Source organism: Sphingopyxis sp. HIX (assembly GCF_001468285.1).
Classification (GTDB): Bacteria; Pseudomonadota; Alphaproteobacteria; order Sphingomonadales; family Sphingomonadaceae; genus Sphingopyxis.
On record NZ_LNSB01000004.1, the window covers coordinates 106,358 to 123,907 of the forward strand.

Genomic DNA, 17,550 nt, shown 5'->3' on the forward strand with positions numbered 1-17,550 from the left:
TCCTTCAACGCAGGGGGCAATGATTCGCCGCCTGTTGATACGGGTATAGAAGGAGGGGGGTGTCGCGGGTCTGAACCCCCCGCTTATCTGGGGTTCAGACTTGGTTTAGCGGGGGTTCAGGCAAAAAAATCCTCCCCACGCGAAGCGATGGGGAGGTGGCAGCCCGTAGGGCTGACGGAGGGGTTCGACGCCGCAGGCGTCGGTGCGAGGCCAGACCCCTCCACCACCCGCTTCGCGGGCGGTCCCCCTCCCCAATGCTTCGCGATGGGGAGGATCTGGATGGTCAGCCGTTAAACGTCACATCCACCACGCGGCCGCCACGGTAGCTGCAGCCGAAGCTGCGCGTCTCGCCGCCGAGGCGCGAGGCGGTGCCGGTGACGTACCAGCCGCCGTTGTTGGGCTCGGTGCCGGTGACGCTGTCGACGCGTGCGTCGTCGCCCATCTCGCCCTCGACCGCCCAGCTGCACGCGTCGGCGGCGCGCGCCTCGGCCTCGCCGCGGCCATAGGCGCCGCCGGAGATGTCGCTGCCGTCGTCGGCATTGGCATCGGGCTGGTAGCGCGGGACTTCGCGATATTCGTCGTCGTTCCGGTAGGGCGGGTCGTATCGCTGTTCGCGGCGCTCATTCTTGTCCTTGCTCGCGGCGCTGGCGATTGCCGCGATCGCACCGATCACGAACAGCCCGCCGAGCACTTCGCCGGTGCTGATATTGTCGCGGTCGCGGTGGTGCCAGCCGCCGTAGCGCTTGCGCGCTTCGGCCGGGGTTGCGGCGAAGGAGGTCATCAGGACCGCGGTGGCGGCGGCGAAGCTCATGAAACGGCGCATAGAGAATAGTCCCCAAGCTGCGGGCACGGGAACGCCCCGCCCGCTTGTGATCCGGCAATAGGGGCGCGATGCTTTCGCGCCGCTGAACCGTTCAAGAGCGGCGGCGAAGCGTTGGCGGGCAGCAAAAAGGCCCGCCGTCGCGGCTGCGAGGCGGGCCCTCTGGTCTGGCTGGTCCGTGGCTCAGCAGACGCAGCGCGGCTTGGGCCGGGGCTTCCACTTCTTCTTCGCGACGTAGCGCTTCTTCTTCACCGGCACATTCTCGTAATAGGTACGCGTCGAGGTTTCGATCGTCTCGGTCACCACGGGCGCGCCGGTGGTGATCACCGTCGTGACGACGACGCCCGGGGTGTAATAGCCATAGGGCGCGCCATAGCCGTAGTGGCCGTAGCCGCCCTGCTGATAGACGGTGGTCGCGCCATTGCCATGATAGGCCGGCGGGGGCGGATAGCCGCCGTGCGAATAGCTTTCCTGCCGGTAATAGCTGCCACCCTGGCGGTAGTGGCCGCCGCGGCTGGCCCACCAGTCGTCGCAGCGCTTCTTGTCCGCGGCGCTGCCGATCGCGCCGCCCGCGACCGCGCCCAGCGCGCCGCCGATGATCGTGCCTTCGGTGCGGTTGCCCTTGCCGGCGATGCGGTTGCCGGCGATGCCCCCCACCAGTCCGCCGACAACCGCCCCGCCAACTGTGCCCCCCCGGCCACAGCGGCGCTCCATGTCGGCGTCGTAGCTCGCGTCGTAACCGCCGCGATAACCGTCGTCGCCGTCATAATAGGGATCATAGGCCGGCGGCGGCGGGGCATAGCTGCTGCCCGCGCCTTCGATCGTGCCTTCATATTCGCCGTCGTAGCGGCGGCCGTCGGGCGCCTCGTAGGTGCCGTTCCACGTCCCGGTCCAGCGCCCCTCGGCGTCGTAGGTGCCGTTCACCTGGCGATAGTCGACCTCGCTCGGCACACGGTCGGGATAGCCGGTATAGACGCGCGTGTCCGACGCGGTCGGCGCGCCGTAATCGAGGCGGCCTTTTTTGTCGCCGGCGTGCGCCTGGCCGGCCAGCAGCAGCGATCCGGCGGCGATTCCCAGAAGAAGTGCGGTGCGTCGCATGGCGTAACTCCCTGTTTCCGTGGGCCTTGCCGGGGGCGGCGAGGGCCATTGGTTAACAAAGTGTTTAGCAAAAGCACAGTCTGTCGGCGAATCCGTTTACCTTGACTGGTTTGTCTCGATTTGGGGCAGATTTTCAGCCAGCCAGCGCCCCTGCGATGCGCGCGACCAGCGCCTCAGCGCCGCTCTGGTCGTCGGGAGAGAAGCGCGAGGGTAGCGGGCTGTCGAGGTCGAGCACGCCGATCAGGCGCCCTTCGGCGACGATCGGCACGACGAGTTCGCTGCGGCTGTCGGCGTCGCACGCGATATGGCCGGGGAAGGCGTGGACGTCCTCGACGCGCTGGGTCGCGCGGGTGCGCGCCGCCGCGCCGCACACGCCTTTGTCCAGCGGGATGCGGATGCACGCCGCCTTGCCCTGGAAGGGGCCGAGCACGAGCTCGCTGCCGTCGAAGCGATAGAAGCCCGCCCAGTTCAAATCGGGGATCGCCTGCCAGATCAAGGCCGCGACATTGGCCATATTGGCGATGCCGTCGGGCTCGCCCGCGACGAGCGCTGCGGCGGCATCGGCGGTTTCGGCCCAAAGGGCGTCGGCGGTGGTGGCGGTGGGGGCGAAGGCAAAGGACATGGGCTTCTTTCGGGATCAGAGCGTGCAGGTCGGCAGGAAGACCGGCGCGGCGGGCGCGTCAGCGCGCCAGCTCAGCCGGAAGATCACATATTGGGCGGCATGGTCCGAAAGAACAGGGCCATTTTTGCCGTCGAAGAGCGTCGCAACCGCGAGGGGTTCGACCCGCAGCGCATCCGAGCTGTGAAAACCGAGCAGGTCGTAGGCGTCGGTCCAGGCTCTGGCGTCGGTCATCGGGGTGACGCGGGCGGCGAGGCCGGGGCCCTTGGCGGCGAGCCGGAAGGCGGGGTCGGCGGCGAAACGGCCCGTCTTGTCGCCCGCGCGATAATTGTTGAAATCGCCCGCGGCGATCATCGCGCCGTCGCCGCCGAAGCCGTGCAGCAGCGCGTCGTTTTCGAGTGTCTGCATGACATGCGCGGTTTCGGCGCGCGCGATGCTCACGCCCGACGGCTCGCGCGAATTGCGGTGGGTGTTGAAGATCGTCAGCGGCTCGGGTGCGCCTGGCAGCGCGGCATGGACGACCATGCCGCCCTTGTTCGACAGGCAGTCATAGCCCGCGCAGCTGCCCGCGTAGAAAGCGTCGCTCGCATAAGCGGGCAGGGGCGGATCGCCCGTTGTCCTGGGCAACGGCAGGTCGGTCGCGACATAGAGGCCGCTGTCGAGCCATTTGCCGATCCCTTCGCCTTTCCACCAGCGGCCGGCCTCGGCATGTCCTGACCGCGGGATCGGCACGGGCATATGCCGCGGGCGGTCGACGGCGGGGCCGGGGAGGATGTTGGCAAAGCCGGCCTCAGCGGCGATGCGCGAGGCTTCGGGGGTGAACGCCTTGTGCAGGATCAATATGTCGGGGCCGAGGCCGGCCTTGCGCCGTTTGGCGATCCAGTCGGCGATCGCGGCGAGCTTCGGCTCGCGGCCGCTGCGGATCGGCCAGGGCAGGCCCTCGACATTCCAGAGCAGGACGCGCAGCCGGATCGCCTTGCGACCGCCCGCGAGCGTCTCGACCTGCGGCAGCGCCGCCGGGTCATAGCATCGGGCGTGGCGCTCGACGCGCGCCAGCTTGCCGTTGGGCAGGACGGACCAGATCGCCGCCGCCAGCCCGAAGAGGGCGACGGCGGCGATCGCGAGCCGGCGGCCTATTCGACGCTGAGGCCGGTCCATTTGGCCGCAAAGGCATATTTGTCCGCGGCTTCGGCGATGACCTTGTCGGTCGGCTTGCCCGAACCATGGCCGGCGCGCGTCTCGATGCGGATCAGGTGCGGCTTGTCGCCCGCATGCGCATGCTGGAGCGCGGCGGTATATTTGAAGCTGTGCCCGGGGACCACCCGATCATCGGTGTCGGCGGTCGTCACCAGCACCGCCGGATAGGAAACGCCGTCCTTGATATTATGATAGGGCGAATAGCCGAGCAGGTTGCGGAAATCGCCTTCCTTCGACGGATAGCCATAATCGTCGACCCAGTAACGCCCGGCGGTGAAGCGGTCGAAGCGCAGCATGTCCATCACGCCGACCGCGGGCAGCGCCGCGGCGATCAGGTCGGGGCGCTGGTTGGTCACCGCGCCGACGAGCAGCCCGCCGCTCGAGCCGCCCTCGATCGCGAGTTGGCCCTTGCCGGTGATCCCCTCGGCGATCAGATATTCGCCCGCGCCGATGAAATCGTCGAAGACATTCTGCTTCTTGTCGAGGCGGCCGGCATCGTGCCACGCCTTGCCATATTCGCCGCCGCCGCGCAGGTTCGCGATCGCCAGGACGCCGCCCTTGTCGACCCAAGCGAGCCGCGTCGGCGAAAAGCCCGGGGTCATCGAGACGTTGAAGCCGCCATAACCATAGAGAAGCGTCGGCGATCCCTTGCTGCGGTCGAGGCCCTTTTTCATCACCAGGAACATCGGCACGCGGGTGCCGTCCTTCGAGGTATAGAAGCGCTGCTCGACGGCGAAGTCCTGCGGATCGAAGGTCAGCTTGGGCTCGGCGAAAATCTCGCTCTTTCCGGTCGCGGTGTCGAGCCGGTAGATCGTCGTCGGGCGGGCGTAGCTCGAGAAAGCGTAAAAGGTTTCGGGATCGGCCGACTTGCCGCCGAAGCCCGAGGCCGAGCCGATGTCGGCGAGCTTGATGTTCGCAACGGGCTTGCCGTCGAGCGCGACCATGCGCGCTTCCGACTTGGCGTCGCCCAAATAGGAGAGGATGATGCGATTGCCGACGCGCGAGGCGCCGACCAGCGTCGCCTCCTGTTCGCCGACGAGCTGGGTCAGCGCCTCGGGCTTTTTGATGTCCATCGACACCAGCCGCTGGCGCGGCGCGCCCTTGTTGGTGAGGAAGGTGAAGCGGGTGCCCGCGTTGGTCACATATTCCCAATTGTTCGCGAAGTCGTCGACCAAGGTCACCGGCTTGCCTGCGCCCTTGGGGCCGATCGGATAGAGCGTCAGCCCATAGCGCTCGTCGGTGCCTTCGGAGCCGACGACGATCAGATATTTGCCATCGTCGCTGACGATCGCGCTGTTGTTGAGCTTGGGCTTGTCGGGGGTCGCGTGGATCGGCACGTCGGCGCTCTGCGGCGTGCCGAGCTTGTGGAAATAGACGGTGTGATTTTCGTTCAGCGACTGGAAGGCCGCGCCCTCGGCGGGCTCGGGGAAGCGCGAATAATAGAAGCCGCTGCCGTCCTTCGCCCAGTCGAGCGCCGAGAATTTGACCCAGCGCACTTCGTCCGACAAATCCTTGCCCGTCGCGACGTCCATGACGCGCACGATGCGCCAGTCGGTGCCGCCGTCCTGCACCGAATAGAGGAGGTGCTTGCCGTCCTCCGACGGAGTCCATTCGGCGAGCGCGGTCGCGCCGTCCTTGGCCCAGCCATTGGGGTCGATGAGGACCCGCCCTTCGCCCTTCAGCCCTTCGCGGACATAGAGCACCGACTGCGGCTGTAGCCCGTCGTTTCGGGTGTAGAAGTAACGCGTACCCGCCTTGCGCGGCAGGCCGAAGCGTTCGTAATTATAGAGCTCGGTCATGCGGCTCTTGAACGCATCGCGGCCGGGCAGCGTATCCAGATAGGCGTCGGTGACCTTGTTCTGGTCGGCGACCCACGCGGCGACCTTCGGATTGACGCGGACATCGTCCTCCAGCCAGCGATAGGGGTCGGCGACGTCGACGCCGAACTGCGGATCGACCGTGGTGCCGCGCTCGGTCGCGGGATAGGCGAGTGCATCGGGCGTGGTCGCGCTCGCGGCATCGCCCGCGGCCTGCGCGGCGGCGGGGGTCATGAACAGGGCGACCAGCGCGAGCGGCGCCGACAGGGATTTACGGGACATGGCAAGGCGATCCTCATGCGCGGGGGAAATATTCTTTCGCCGATATGTAAGCATCGGCCTGCCGCGGGCAAGGGGATTTGCGGGGTGGGGAGAGGTGTCGGTGCGGGCGGCCCTTCCAATCCGCCCTGCGGCGTAGCCGTGGGGAGGGGGACCACCCGCAGGGTGGTGGAGGGGTCGATGCCGTAAGCTCAGCTCGAGGCCGCCACCCCTCCACCATGCTTCGCATGGTCCCCCTCCCCATCGCTTCGCGACAGGGAGGATTAGAAGGGCCGCTCCCACCCCCAAGGCCGTGAGCGCCTCTCGGTGTAGGTTGGCCTACGCCGCCAGTTGCGGCGTGAAGAGCAGGCTCTGGCTGATCGCGGCGCGGACGGTGTTTTCGCGGAACGGCTTCGAGATCAGGAAGGTTGGCTCGACGCGGTGGCCGGTGAGCAGCTTTTCGGGGAAGGCGGTGATGAAGATCGCGGGCACCGGGGCGATCGCGAGGATGTCCTGCACCGCGTCGATCCCCGACGAGCCGTCGGCGAGCTGGATGTCGGCGAGGACGAGCCCCGCATCGCTGTTCGCAAAGGCCGCGACCGCATCCTCGTGCGTGGTCGCGACGCCCGCGACTTCGTGGCCCAGATCGCGGACGATCTGTTCGAGGTCCATCGCGATCAGCGGCTCGTCCTCGATGATCAGCACCGAAGTGCGCGCCTCGCGGTCGAGATCGTCGACCGCCTCGGCGAGCAGCACCTCGACCGTCGGGGTGTCGGTGGCGGTGATCAGCGCGGCTTCCTCGGCCGAAAAGCCTTCGAGCGCGGTGAGCAGCAGGATCTGGCGGCCGAGCGGGGTGAGGCGCGACAGGCGGCGCGTCGCGGCGCGGACGAAGGCGTCGTCGTCGCTGCCCTCGCCATCCTCGATGAAGGCGCTTTCCCAGATGCGGTGGAAGGTGCGGTAGAGGTCGATGCGGATGCCGTCGTCGCTGCGGAACTCGCCCGGCGCGGCGACGATGACTTCCAGCATCGTGTGGACAAAATTGTCGCCATGCTGCTGGCTGCCGGTCAGCGCGCGCGCGTAGCGGCGCAGAAAGGGCAGGTGGCCGCGGATTTCTTCACCCAGACTCATCAAATCCTCCCTCTTGGTAGCCGTCATACGCCCCCGCGCGCGATCGGGTTCCCGGGAAAGAGTCGGTTTTTGCGCAACCTGTCGGCCCGGCGTGCGTAGAAAAGGACGGGACGCTAACGGGTTGCGACGATCGGGGCCGGAAATCCGCCTTCGTTGCCGGCTCGCCATTTGGTTTTGAGGATATATAGCATGGCAGAGCGACCCGGGGGCAGGACGGCGACGGGATGACGCTGGAAGACAGGGGGCAGGCATTGGCCGACGGTGGGGACCGCGACCGCGCGCACGACGAGGCGCGCCGGCTGCGCACATTGCGCGAATATCGCATCATGGACACCGCGCCCGAGCCGGCGTTCGACCGCGTGACCAAGCTGGTCGCCGACCTGTTCGACGTGCCGATCGCGCTCGTGTCGCTGGTCGACGACTGCCGCCAATGGTTCAAATCCTCCTATGGCCTCGATGTCGCCGAGACGCACCGCGACATCAGTTTCTGCCAATATGCGGTGATCGAGGAGCGGCCGGTGATCGTCCCCGATGCCCGCGAGGATTTGCGCTTCGTCGATAATCCGCTGGTCACGGGCGATCCCTTCATCCGTTTCTACGCCGGGGTGCCGCTGCGCGCCTATAATGGCGCGGTGCTCGGTACCCTGTGCATCATCGATCGCGAGCCGCGCGCGGCGCTCGATGCGCGCGAACTCGAGAGGCTCGGCGATTTTGCGGCGATCATCATGGCCGAGGCGGACCTCCGCCGCACGGTGATCGAGCGCGACGAGGCGCGCCACATGCTCGAGCGCGCGATGGACTTCTCGCGCATCGCGACGTGGCAGTTCGACGCCCAGACCGATGCGCTGAACTGGCGCGGCGCGGTCGCCGAACTGTGGGGCGAGGATTATGCGACCGCGCTGTCGACCGGCGAGGGCTTTTTCGAGCGGCTCTATCCGCCCGACCGCGACGCGGTTCGCGTGACGCTGGGCGACGCTGTGGAGAACGGCACGCCCTATGCGACCGAATATCGCATCGTGCATCCCGAAAAGGGGGTGCGCTGGATGGCGGCGCGTGCCGACTGGGACGTGCGCAGCAACGACGCGGTGCTGACCGGGATCAGCATCGATATCACCGAGCAGAAGAGCCGGCAGGAAAATGACGCGGTGCTGATGCGCGAGCTGCACCACCGCATGCGCAACCTGTTCGCGACGGTCGGTGCGATCATCTCGCTGACGCGCCACGCCGCGACCGACGTCGACGATTATGTCGAACGGATCAGCAGCCGGCTCGACGCGCTCAACCGCGCGCAGAATGTGCTGCTCGGCGCGAATTTCCTGACCGGGTCGATGCACGCGCTGATGCGCGAGGTCGAGGCGGCCTTTCCGCGTATCCACTGGTCGGGTCCCGACCTCGAGCTGCCCGAAAATGCGCTGGTCGCGATGGCCCTGCTGTTCAACGAGCTCGCGACCAACGCGGTCAAGCATGGCGCGCTGTCGGGCAGGGAGGGGCAGGTCGATATCGCCTGGACGCAGGACAGCGACGGCGAGGATCGCCGCTTCCGCCTCACCTGGACCGAGAGCGGCGGCGATACGGCGGTCGCCGCGCCCGAGCGTACCAGCTTCGGCACCTTGCTGATGGAGCGCAGCGTGCGCAACAATCTCGGCGGCACGATCGAGCGGCGCTGGGAGCCGGGCGGGCTGGTGTGCACGATCACGCTTCCCGCGAAGTGGCGCGAAGCGTAATATGCCGGCATAAACATGGGCGGGGGCCTGAACATGACATTGGAAGCGCTGGTCGCGCGGCTATCCTTCTACAGCGACATCGGCGACGCCGATCGCGCGCAGCTGCTCGCGCTCGGCGGCAAGGTGCGAAGCTTTGCCGCGGGGCAGGAAATCGTCAGCGCGGGCGAGCCGATGGACGCGGTGCTCGTGATGCGCGAGGGCTGGGCGGCGCGCTTCAAGGAGCTGGAGGACGGGCGGCGCCAGATCCTCAACATCCTGCTCCCCGGCGACATCTTCGACCTGCAGGTGCTCGTCGCGGCCGAGGCGGACCATGGCGTCGTCGCGCTGACCGCGGGTTCGGCCTATGCGATCGCCCCCGCCGCGGTGCGCGACCTGCTCGCGGGGTCGGGGGCGCTGACCATGGCCTTCTGGTGGACGCAGGTGCAGGAAGAGGCGTTCCTGCGCGAACAGATCGTGCGCAACGGGCGGCAGAGCGCGCAGGAGCGGATCGGGCATCTGCTGCTCGAACTCCACCGCCGCGCGCAGATCGTCAATCTCGCGGGCGCCGACACGCTGCGCCTGCCGATGACGCAGACGCAGATCGCCGACACTTTGGGGCTGACGCCGATCCACACCAACCGGGTGCTGCGGCGGCTGGTGCGCGAGGGCTATATCGAGACCAACCGCCAGTGGATCCGCTTCCTCGACGCCGATGCGCTGGCGGCGATGTGCGATTTCGACCCGAGCTATTTTCACCTCGACGCGTTCCGGATGCGGCTCGGGCGGGGGGGCTAACCTAAGTTTGTTCTTTCTTTGTTCCACCTGCTATGGTGCGAGCCATGAGCAGCAAGACGATTCTCCAGAAGCTCGCGGTGCTGGCGGATGCCGCCAAATATGACGCGTCCTGCGCTTCGTCGGGGACGGTGAAGCGCGACTCGCTGGGCTCGAAGGGCATCGGGTCGACCGAGGGCATGGGCATCTGCCACAGCTATGCGCCCGACGGGCGCTGCATTTCGCTGCTCAAGATATTGCTGACCAATTTCTGCGTCTACGACTGCCGCTTCTGCATCAACCGCGCATCGAGCAATGTCGAGCGCGCGCGCTTTTCGCCGCACGAAGTCGTCGCGCTGACGCTCGATTTCTACAAGCGCAATTATATCGAGGGGCTTTTCCTGTCGTCGGGCATCATCCGGTCCGAGGATTATACGATGGAGCAGCTGGTCGAGGTCGCGCGCATCCTGCGCGAGGAGCATCGCTTTCAGGGCTATATCCATCTCAAGACGATCGCGGGCGCCGACCCGGCGCTGGTCGCGCTTGCGGGGCTCTATGCCGATCGGCTGTCGACCAATGTCGAGCTGCCGACCGAAGCGGGGCTCGAAAGCTTCGCGCCCGAGAAGAAACCCGCAACGATCCGCAAGACGATGGCGTCGGTGCGCGTCGGCGCCGAGGATGCGATGGAGGCGGCGAAGGGCCGGCTGATCGGCAAGGCGGAGCCGCCGCGCTTCGCGCCTGCGGGGCAATCGACGCAGATGATCGTGGGGGCGGACGCGGCGCGCGACGACGATATCCTCGCGGCGGCGGACAATCTCTATTCGGGCTATCACCTCCGCCGCGTCTATTATTCGGCCTACAGCCCGATCCCCGACGCGAGCAGCGCGCTGCCCCCGGTGCGCCCGCCCTTGATGCGCGAGCATCGGCTGTATCAAGCCGACTGGTTGCTGCGCTTCTATGGCTTCGCGCGAAACGAGATCATGGAGGGGGCGAGCGGCGGCATGCTCGACCTCGCGATCGATCCCAAGCTCGCCTGGGCCTTGATGAAGCGCGACATCTTTCCCGTCGATATCAACCGCGCGCCGCGCGAATTGCTGCTGCGCGTGCCGGGGCTAGGCACGCGCGCGGTCGACCGGATCGTCGCGGTGCGGCGGACGGGCGCGCTGCGGCTGGGCGACCTCGCCAAGCTGACCGCGTCGGTGAAGAAGGTTTTGCCTTTCATCGTCACCCCCGACTGGCGGCCGGGCAGGCTCACCGACAGCGCCGACCTGCGCGCGCGCTTTGCGCCGCCGGCGGAGCAGCTGGCGCTCGCGCTGTGAGGCCCGTTCCATGAGGGAAGTGGTGCTCGAGCGGCCCGGCGATTTCGCCGAGTGGCGCGCGGTGGCGCGCGCGCTGCTCGCGGGCGGGGTGGCGCCCGAGGATGTGAGCTGGCGCGGGGCGGAAGAGGGCGCGTCGCTGTTCGGCCACGAGATGCCGTCCGCAGAGGGTGGCGCGGTGACCTTGCCGCGCGAATTGCTCGCCATGGCCGACCGGGTGATCTGTCATCGCGGCGCCGAGGTTCCGGCGCGGCTCTATCGCCTCGTCTGGCGCGCGGCGCGCGAGCGGCAATTGCTCGCGCGGACGACCGACGCCGATGTCGACTGGCTGCGCAAGACCGACAAGGCGATCCGCCGCGACATTCACAAGATGCACGCCTTCGTGCGCTTCCGCCGATTGGGCGAGGGCGAGGGGCGCGAGCGGTTCGCGGCGTGGTTCGAGCCCGATCACCGGATATTGCGGCTGACCGCACCCTTCTTTCAACGGCGTTTTTACGGGATGGACTGGGCCATCGTCACGCCCGACGCGCGCGCGATCTGGGAGAACGAGGAACTCAGCTACGGCCCCGGCGGCACGCGCGGCGAGGTGCCCGACAGCGACGTCGTCGAGGACCAGTGGCGCACCTATTATGGCGCGATCTTCAACCCCGCGCGGGTCAAGATCGACGCGATGCGCGCCGAGATGCCGAAGAAATATTGGCACAACCTGCCCGAGGCGCAGGATATTGCGCCGCTGCTCGCGGGCGCGGGCGCGCGGGTGGAACGGATGCGCGCGGCCGCCGTTTCGGCTGCGAACCCGCGAACGGAGAAATGGCGGACGCGCGTGCCCGACGAACTGGCCCTCGATGAAGATGTGAAGACGCTGGGCGATCTGGCGAAGGCGGTCGGGCGCTGTACACGCTGCCCGCTCTATTGCAACGCGACGCAGGCGGTTGTCGGCGAGGGACCGGCGGCGGCGCGGATCATGGTCGTCGGCGAGCAGCCGGGCGACCAGGAGGATCTGCAGGGGCGGCCCTTTGTCGGCCCGGCGGGACAGGTGCTGGACGAAGCACTCGACGAGGCAGGGCTCGACCGGCGGCGCCTGTTCCTCACCAACGCGGTCAAGCATTTCAAGTATGAGCCGCGCGGCAAGCGCCGGCTGCACCAGAACCCCACCGCGGGCGAAATCGACATCTGTCGCTGGTGGCTCGACAAGGAACGCGCGCTGGTGCAGCCCGACCTGATCGTCACGCTCGGCGCGAGCGCGCTGCGCGGGGTGACGGGCAAGAGCGCGAGCATCAAGTCGATGCGTGGGCAGGTGCACGAACTGGCAGGGGGCACAAAACTGGTCGCGACGATCCATCCCTCCTTCCTGCTGCGCCTGCCCGACCGCGAGCGCGCTGCCGAGGAGCGGGCAGCGTTTGTGGCGGACCTCGCCTGGGCGCGAAAGCTCGCGGCCTGATGGCCAAGGCGAAAACCTGGATCGAGCCGCATCCGAGCGGGATCTATGTGAAGCCCGCCGATGTGTGGATCGACCCCTCGCGCCCCGTCGAGCGAGCCGCGGTCACCCACGGCCATGCCGACCATGCGCGCAGCGGGCATGGGTCGGTCTATGCGACGCCCGAGACGCTGGCGATCATGGCGCTGCGTTACGGAGTCGATGCCGAGGCGAGCCACAATGCCGCTTTTCCCTATGGCGAGGGCTTCGAGCGCGGCGGCGTGCGCTTCAGCTTTCATCCCGCGGGGCATGTGCTCGGCAGCGCGCAGATATTGATGGAATATGCGGGCGAAAGGATCGTCGTCACCGGCGATTACAAGCGCCGCGCCGACCCGACCTGCGCGCGCTTCGAGGTGGTGCCGTGCGATATCTTCGTCACCGAGGCCACCTTCGGCCTGCCGGTTTTCCGCCATCCGCCGACCGAGGACGAGATCGCCAAGCTGATCGGCGCGGTGCGCGCCGAGCCCGAGCGGAGCGTGCTCGTCGGCGCTTATGCGCTCGGCAAGGCGCAGCGGGTGATCGCCGAGCTGCGCGGCGCGGGGTGGGATGCGCCGATCTATATCCACGGCGCGCTCGAGAAGATGTGCCACCTCTATGCCATCCACGGCGTCGACCTCGGCGAATTGCGGCTGGTCAGCGAGACCGACAAGGCCGCGATGGCGGGGCAGATCGTCCTCGCGCCGCCGTCGGCGCTCAACGACCGCTGGTCGCGGCGGCTGCCCGATCCGGTGACCGCGATGGCGTCGGGCTGGATGCGCGTGCGCCAGCGCGCGCGGCAGCGGATGGTCGAACTGCCGCTGGTCATCTCGGACCATGCCGACTGGGACGAACTCACCGCGACGATAATCGACGTGAACCCCAAGGAGACGTGGATCACCCATGGCAGCGAAGATGGGCTGCTGCGCTGGTGCGAGCTTCATCAGCGGAAAGCACGCGCGCTGCACCTCGTCGGCCGCGACCTGGAGGAGGAGGCGTGAAGCGCTTCGCGGCCCTGATCGACCGGCTGATCTACACGCGTTCGCGCAATTCGAAGCTCGCGCTGATCGTCGATTATCTGAAGCACACCCCCGATCCCGACCGCGGCTGGGCGATCGCCGCGCTGACCGAGAGCCTCGACTTCCCGGCGGTCAAGGCCGGGACGGTAAGGGCGCTGCTCGCGACGCGGGTCGACGAGGAATTGTTTCGCCTGTCGCGGCATTTCGTCGGCGATACCGCAGAGACCGCGGCGCTGTTGTGGCCCGATGCCCCGGGGGCGAAGGACGATCCCAGCGTCAGCCAGGCGGTCGATGCGCTTGCGTCCGCGAGCCGCAGCGACGCCCCCGCCATCGTCGCCTCGCTGCTCGACCGGCTCGATGCCGACGGGCGCTATGCCTTGCTCAAGCTCGCGCTCGGCGGGATGCGCGTCGGGGTGTCGGCGCGGCTCGCGAAACAGGCGTTTGCGCAGGCGTTCGGCGTGCCCGTCGACGATGTCGAGGAGCTGTGGCATGCGATCCCGCCGCCCTATGCGCCGCTCTTCGCCTGGGGCGAGGGTCGCGCCGAGCGGCCCGACCTCGCCGATGTCGCCTTCTTCCGTCCCTTCATGCTCGCGCATCCGCTCGCGGAAGAGAGCATCGACTTCGCCGACTATGCCGCCGAGTGGAAATGGGACGGCATTCGCGTCCAGATCGTTCACGGAGGCGGCGAGACGCGCATCTACAGCCGTGGCGGCGAGGAGATCAGCTCGGCCTTTCCCGAACTGGTGGCGGCGTTCGATCAGGATGCGGTGATCGACGGCGAATTGCTCGTGCGCGGCGAGGCGCAGGGGGGTGAGGCGGCGAGCTTCAACGCGCTGCAACAAAGGCTCGGGCGCAAGACGGTGTCGAAGAAGATGCTGGCCGATTATCCGGCGTTCGTGCGCGTCTACGACCTGCTCGGCGTCGATGGCGAAGACCTGCGCGGCCTGCCGTGGAGCGAGCGGCGCGCCAGACTGGAGGCCTTCATGCCGCGCCTCGCCGCCAGCCATTTCGACCTGTCGCAAGTCATCGATGCGAAGGATTTCGACGACCTCGCCGAGCGCCGCGCGGGCGCGCGCGATGCGGCGATCGAGGGGGTGATGCTCAAGCGCCGCGATGCGCCCTATGTGGCGGGGCGCCGCGCCGGCCTCTGGTATAAATGGAAGCGCGACCCGCTCACCGCCGATTGCGTGATGATGTATGCGCAGCGCGGCAACGGACGCCGCGCGAGCTTCTATTCGGATTATACTTTCGGCTGCTGGAGCGCTGAGGGCGAGCTGCTGCCGGTGGGCAAGGCTTATTCGGGCTTCACCGACGAGGAGCTGAAGTGGCTCGACAAGTTCGTGCGCGACCACACGCTCAATCGCTTCGGCCCGGTGCGCGAAGTCGAGAAGTCGCTGGTGCTCGAGGTCGCCTTCGATTCGATCCATGCCTCGAAGCGCCACAAGTCGGGGCTCGCGATGCGCTTCCCGCGTATTTCGCGCATCAGGCGGGACAAACCCGCCGAGGAGGCCGACCGCATCGCGACGCTGCTGGCGATGGCGACGTGACAGGCGTCGTCATTGCGAGGAGCCGAAGGCGACGCGGCAATCCAGAGACTGCGTAAACCCGCTCTGGATTGCTTCGCTTCGCTCGCAATGACGAAATTGTTTGGGCTGGGAAGGGAAATTTGCCTGCACGGGTTGCAACCGCGTCGCCCGATACCGAGTTTAAGGCCGCGAACCCCCTACAAAAAAGGAAGACTGCCATGACGATCGCTCTCACCGTCCTGCCCTATGCCGAGGACGCGCTCGAACCGCACATCTCGGCCGAAACGCTGCAGACGCACCATGGCAAGCATCACAAGACCTATGTCGACAAGCTCAACGCCGCGATCGAGGGCACTGAGCTCGCCGACAAGCCGCTCGAGGAAATCATCCACCACGCCGAGGGTTCGGGCAACAAGGGCCTATTCAATAACGCGGCCCAGGCGTGGAACCACGGCTTCTACTGGAACAGCCTGAGCCCGAACGCGACCGCCCCCGAGGGCGATCTCGCCGCGGCGATCGAGCGCGACTTCGGGTCGCTTGACGAGCTCAAGAAGAAGCTCAAGGAAACCGCGATCAACCATTTCGCGTCGGGTTGGGCGTGGCTCGTCTCGCGCGACGGCACGCTGTCGGTCACCGACACGCACGATGCGGGTACCGAGCTGGTCGCGGGGATCAAGCCCTTGCTCGTCGTCGATGTGTGGGAACATGCCTATTATATCGACCGCAAGAATGTCCGTCCCGACTATGTCAATGCGACGGTCGACAACCTGCTGAACTGGGATTTCGCCGCCGAGAATTTCGCGCGCGAGGGCACCTGGACCTATCCGGGCTGATCCGGTTCCGCGCCGATTGGCGGGGGCAGGCTGCACCCGCCAATCGGCGCTTTCCCTGAACCCCGCCAGCCGCTAGTCAGCACCGACGCCGACGAGCGGGCTGGGGGCCATGCATTATCGAAACGACATCGCCGGGCTGCGCGCGGTCGCGGTTCTGCCGATCCTGCTGCTGCACGCCGGGTTCGACGCGATTCCGGGCGGTTTCCTCGGCGTCGATATCTTCTTCGTCGTCTCGGGCTATCTGATCAGCCGCATCCTCATCGGCGAGATGACCGAGCAGCGCTTCACGCTCGCGGGCTTCTATCGCCGCCGCGCGCTGCGCATCCTGCCCGCGTTGCTCGTTATGCTGGTCGCTGTGCTCGCGGTCGGCTGGTGGCGATTGTTCCCGCAGGACATGCGCGACCTGTCGTGGAGCGCCGCTGCCGCCGCGCTGTCGGGATCGAACATCTGGTTCTGGCGCAACGTCAGCTATTTCGGCGATGCCGAGCTTACCCCTTTGCTCCACAGCTGGTCGCTGGGGGTCGAGGAGCAATTCTACCTCTTCTATCCCCTGCTGCTGCTCGCGCTGCATCGCTGGCTGCCGCGGCGCATCGTTGCTTGCCTTTGGGGGCTTACGATCGGTTCGTTCGTCTTGAGCTACGGGCTCGTCTTCGCGGGCAAGGCGCCCGCCGCCTTTTACCTGCTCCCCTCGCGTGCCTGGGAACTGGGGCTCGGCGCGCTTGTCGCGGCGGGCGGCTTCCCCGCGCTCGGCGCGCGCATCAGGGGCGTCGCAGCCTGGGCGGGGCTGGCCATGATCGCCGCCAGCCTGGTCCTCGTCACCGAAAAAAGCGCGGTGCCCGCGCCCTGGGCGCTGCTGCCATGCCTCGGCACCGCGCTGCTGATCGCTTATGGCGAGGCAGCCGGTACCGCAAAGCTGCTGGCGCTCGCGCCGCTGAGATTCGTCGGCGATATCAGCTATTCGCTCTATCTGTGGCACTGGCCGGTGATGGCGTTCTGGCGGCTCGAGCGTGGACTGACGCTGGACGCCGGCGAAATGGCGGCGGCGATTGCCATTTCCTTCGCGCTTGCGATTCTCAGCTACCGGCTGGTCGAGCGGCCCTTCCTCGATCGGGGCCGCGCGGCACCGACCCGGCGGGTGCTGTGGAGCGCGGCGGCGGCGATGCTGGTCGTCGCGGGAAGCGCGGCCGCGCTGGCGCTGGCGGCGGCGCGAACGCCGATCGCCGACCCCCGCGTCGCGCGCGTGATGGCGTTCATCGATTATCCGCTGTCGCGCGACGCCGAGCTCTATTTCAACGATACCGCCTGCCGGACCGACGGCCGCTATCTGGCGCAGCCGTGTGCGACCACCCGCGCCGATCGGCCCAATATCCTGATATTCGGCGACAGCCACGCCCAGCATATCGCGTCGGCGCTCGCCGAGCGGCTGGACGGGGTTCATGCGATGCGCGTCGCGACGCCGCTGTGCCGCCCGTTGCTGCCCGACCCCGACCCGGTCCATTGCGCCGAGGTGATGGAGCGCGGTTTCGGCGAGCCGGCGGGCGACGGAACGCTGTCGCGGGCGATCCTGTCGGCGCGCTGGGAGGCGGGGGACGCGCCTGCGCTCGAACGCGCGGTGCGGCATTTCCGCGCGCGCGGCGTCGCGGTCACCATCCTGGGTCCCGGGGTCGAATATGACGAGCCGGTGCCGCGCCTGATCGCGCGCGCGATGGCACGGGGGAACGACTGGGCCTTGGTGCGGCAGGGCCGCCGCCGCGACCTGATCGCGCTCGACCGCGCAATGGCCCGGCGGGCGGCGGCGTGGGGCGCGACCTATGTGTCGATGCAGGATCTGGAATGTCCGGCCGGCACCTGTGCGCTGTTCGCCGCCGACGGCTCACCCTATCATTTCGACAAGGATCATTACACGATCGCGGCGTCGCGCGAGCTGGTCGCGAAGATCCCCGCCGCGGCGCTCGCTGCCAATCCGCCCTTTCCCAAATGACCCCAAAAGGC

The 17,550-nt window shown here is 67.6% G+C and carries 14 protein-coding genes; 8 read left to right on the forward strand and 6 right to left on the reverse strand.

All coding sequences use genetic code 11. From position 1 onward, the window contains the following. Positions 1–283: 283 nt before the first annotated feature. The 6 genes from ATE62_RS03530 to ATE62_RS03555 form a co-directional block, all read right to left on the reverse strand. A complete protein-coding gene (locus ATE62_RS03530; RefSeq protein WP_058806513.1) occupies positions 284–823 on the reverse strand; it encodes a hypothetical protein in 540 nt (179 codons plus the stop codon). Positions 824–1,003: 180 nt separating this feature from the next. Next, positions 1,004–1,918, reverse strand: coding sequence for a glycine zipper 2TM domain-containing protein (locus ATE62_RS03535; RefSeq protein WP_058806514.1), 915 nt, complete (start codon positions 1,916–1,918; stop codon positions 1,004–1,006). A gap of 133 nt (positions 1,919–2,051) precedes the next feature. Beyond that, positions 2,052–2,540 carry a GAF domain-containing protein gene (locus ATE62_RS03540; protein ID WP_058806515.1) on the reverse strand — a complete coding sequence of 163 codons (489 nt, stop codon included), beginning with the start codon at positions 2,538–2,540 and terminating at the stop codon, positions 2,052–2,054. 15 nt (positions 2,541–2,555) lie between these two features. Next, on the reverse strand, positions 2,556–3,695 hold the full coding sequence (locus ATE62_RS03545; protein ID WP_058806516.1) for a hypothetical protein: 1,140 nt from the start codon (positions 3,693–3,695) through the stop codon (positions 2,556–2,558). Next, complete coding sequence (locus ATE62_RS03550) at positions 3,671–5,833, reverse strand: prolyl oligopeptidase family serine peptidase (RefSeq protein ID WP_058806517.1); 2,163 nt, start codon at positions 5,831–5,833, stop codon at positions 3,671–3,673. The genes ATE62_RS03545 and ATE62_RS03550 overlap by 25 nt, the downstream gene beginning before the upstream one ends. Before the next feature lie 315 nt (positions 5,834–6,148). After that, complete coding sequence (locus ATE62_RS03555) at positions 6,149–6,937, reverse strand: response regulator (RefSeq protein WP_058806518.1); 789 nt, start codon at positions 6,935–6,937, stop codon at positions 6,149–6,151. A 224-nt stretch (positions 6,938–7,161) separates the two neighbouring features. On the opposite strand from ATE62_RS03555, the gene ATE62_RS03560 reads away from it, so the two are divergent. The 8 genes from ATE62_RS03560 to ATE62_RS03595 all read left to right on the forward strand — a co-directional run bounded on the left by ATE62_RS03560 (position 7,162) and on the right by ATE62_RS03595 (position 17,539). Continuing rightward, positions 7,162–8,661 carry a sensor histidine kinase gene (locus tag ATE62_RS03560; RefSeq protein WP_058806519.1) on the forward strand — a complete coding sequence of 500 codons (1,500 nt, stop codon included), beginning with the start codon at positions 7,162–7,164 and terminating at the stop codon, positions 8,659–8,661. Between the two features lie 33 nt (positions 8,662–8,694). Then, a complete protein-coding gene (locus ATE62_RS03565; RefSeq protein ID WP_197411596.1) occupies positions 8,695–9,435 on the forward strand; it encodes a Crp/Fnr family transcriptional regulator in 741 nt (246 codons plus the stop codon). Between the two features lie 44 nt (positions 9,436–9,479). Further along, on the forward strand, positions 9,480–10,730 hold the full coding sequence (locus ATE62_RS03570; RefSeq protein ID WP_058806521.1) for a putative DNA modification/repair radical SAM protein: 1,251 nt from the start codon (positions 9,480–9,482) through the stop codon (positions 10,728–10,730). A 10-nt stretch (positions 10,731–10,740) separates the two neighbouring features. Then, complete coding sequence (locus ATE62_RS03575) at positions 10,741–12,168, forward strand: UdgX family uracil-DNA binding protein (RefSeq protein ID WP_058806522.1); 1,428 nt, start codon at positions 10,741–10,743, stop codon at positions 12,166–12,168. After that, positions 12,168–13,181, forward strand: coding sequence for a ligase-associated DNA damage response exonuclease (locus ATE62_RS03580; protein WP_058806523.1), 1,014 nt, complete (start codon positions 12,168–12,170; stop codon positions 13,179–13,181). The genes ATE62_RS03575 and ATE62_RS03580 overlap by 1 nt, the downstream gene beginning before the upstream one ends. After that, a complete protein-coding gene (locus ATE62_RS03585; RefSeq protein WP_058806524.1) occupies positions 13,178–14,746 on the forward strand; it encodes a cisplatin damage response ATP-dependent DNA ligase in 1,569 nt (522 codons plus the stop codon). Before ATE62_RS03580 ends, ATE62_RS03585 begins: the two co-directional genes overlap by 4 nt. A 197-nt stretch (positions 14,747–14,943) precedes the next feature. Next, positions 14,944–15,558 carry a superoxide dismutase gene (locus tag ATE62_RS03590; protein ID WP_058806525.1) on the forward strand — a complete coding sequence of 205 codons (615 nt, stop codon included), beginning with the start codon at positions 14,944–14,946 and terminating at the stop codon, positions 15,556–15,558. A gap of 109 nt (positions 15,559–15,667) precedes the next feature. Beyond that, positions 15,668–17,539 (forward strand): acyltransferase family protein, encoded by a 1,872-nt coding sequence (locus tag ATE62_RS03595; protein ID WP_058806526.1) that lies wholly within the window; start codon positions 15,668–15,670, stop codon positions 17,537–17,539. The last annotated feature ends 11 nt before the right edge of the window (positions 17,540–17,550 follow it).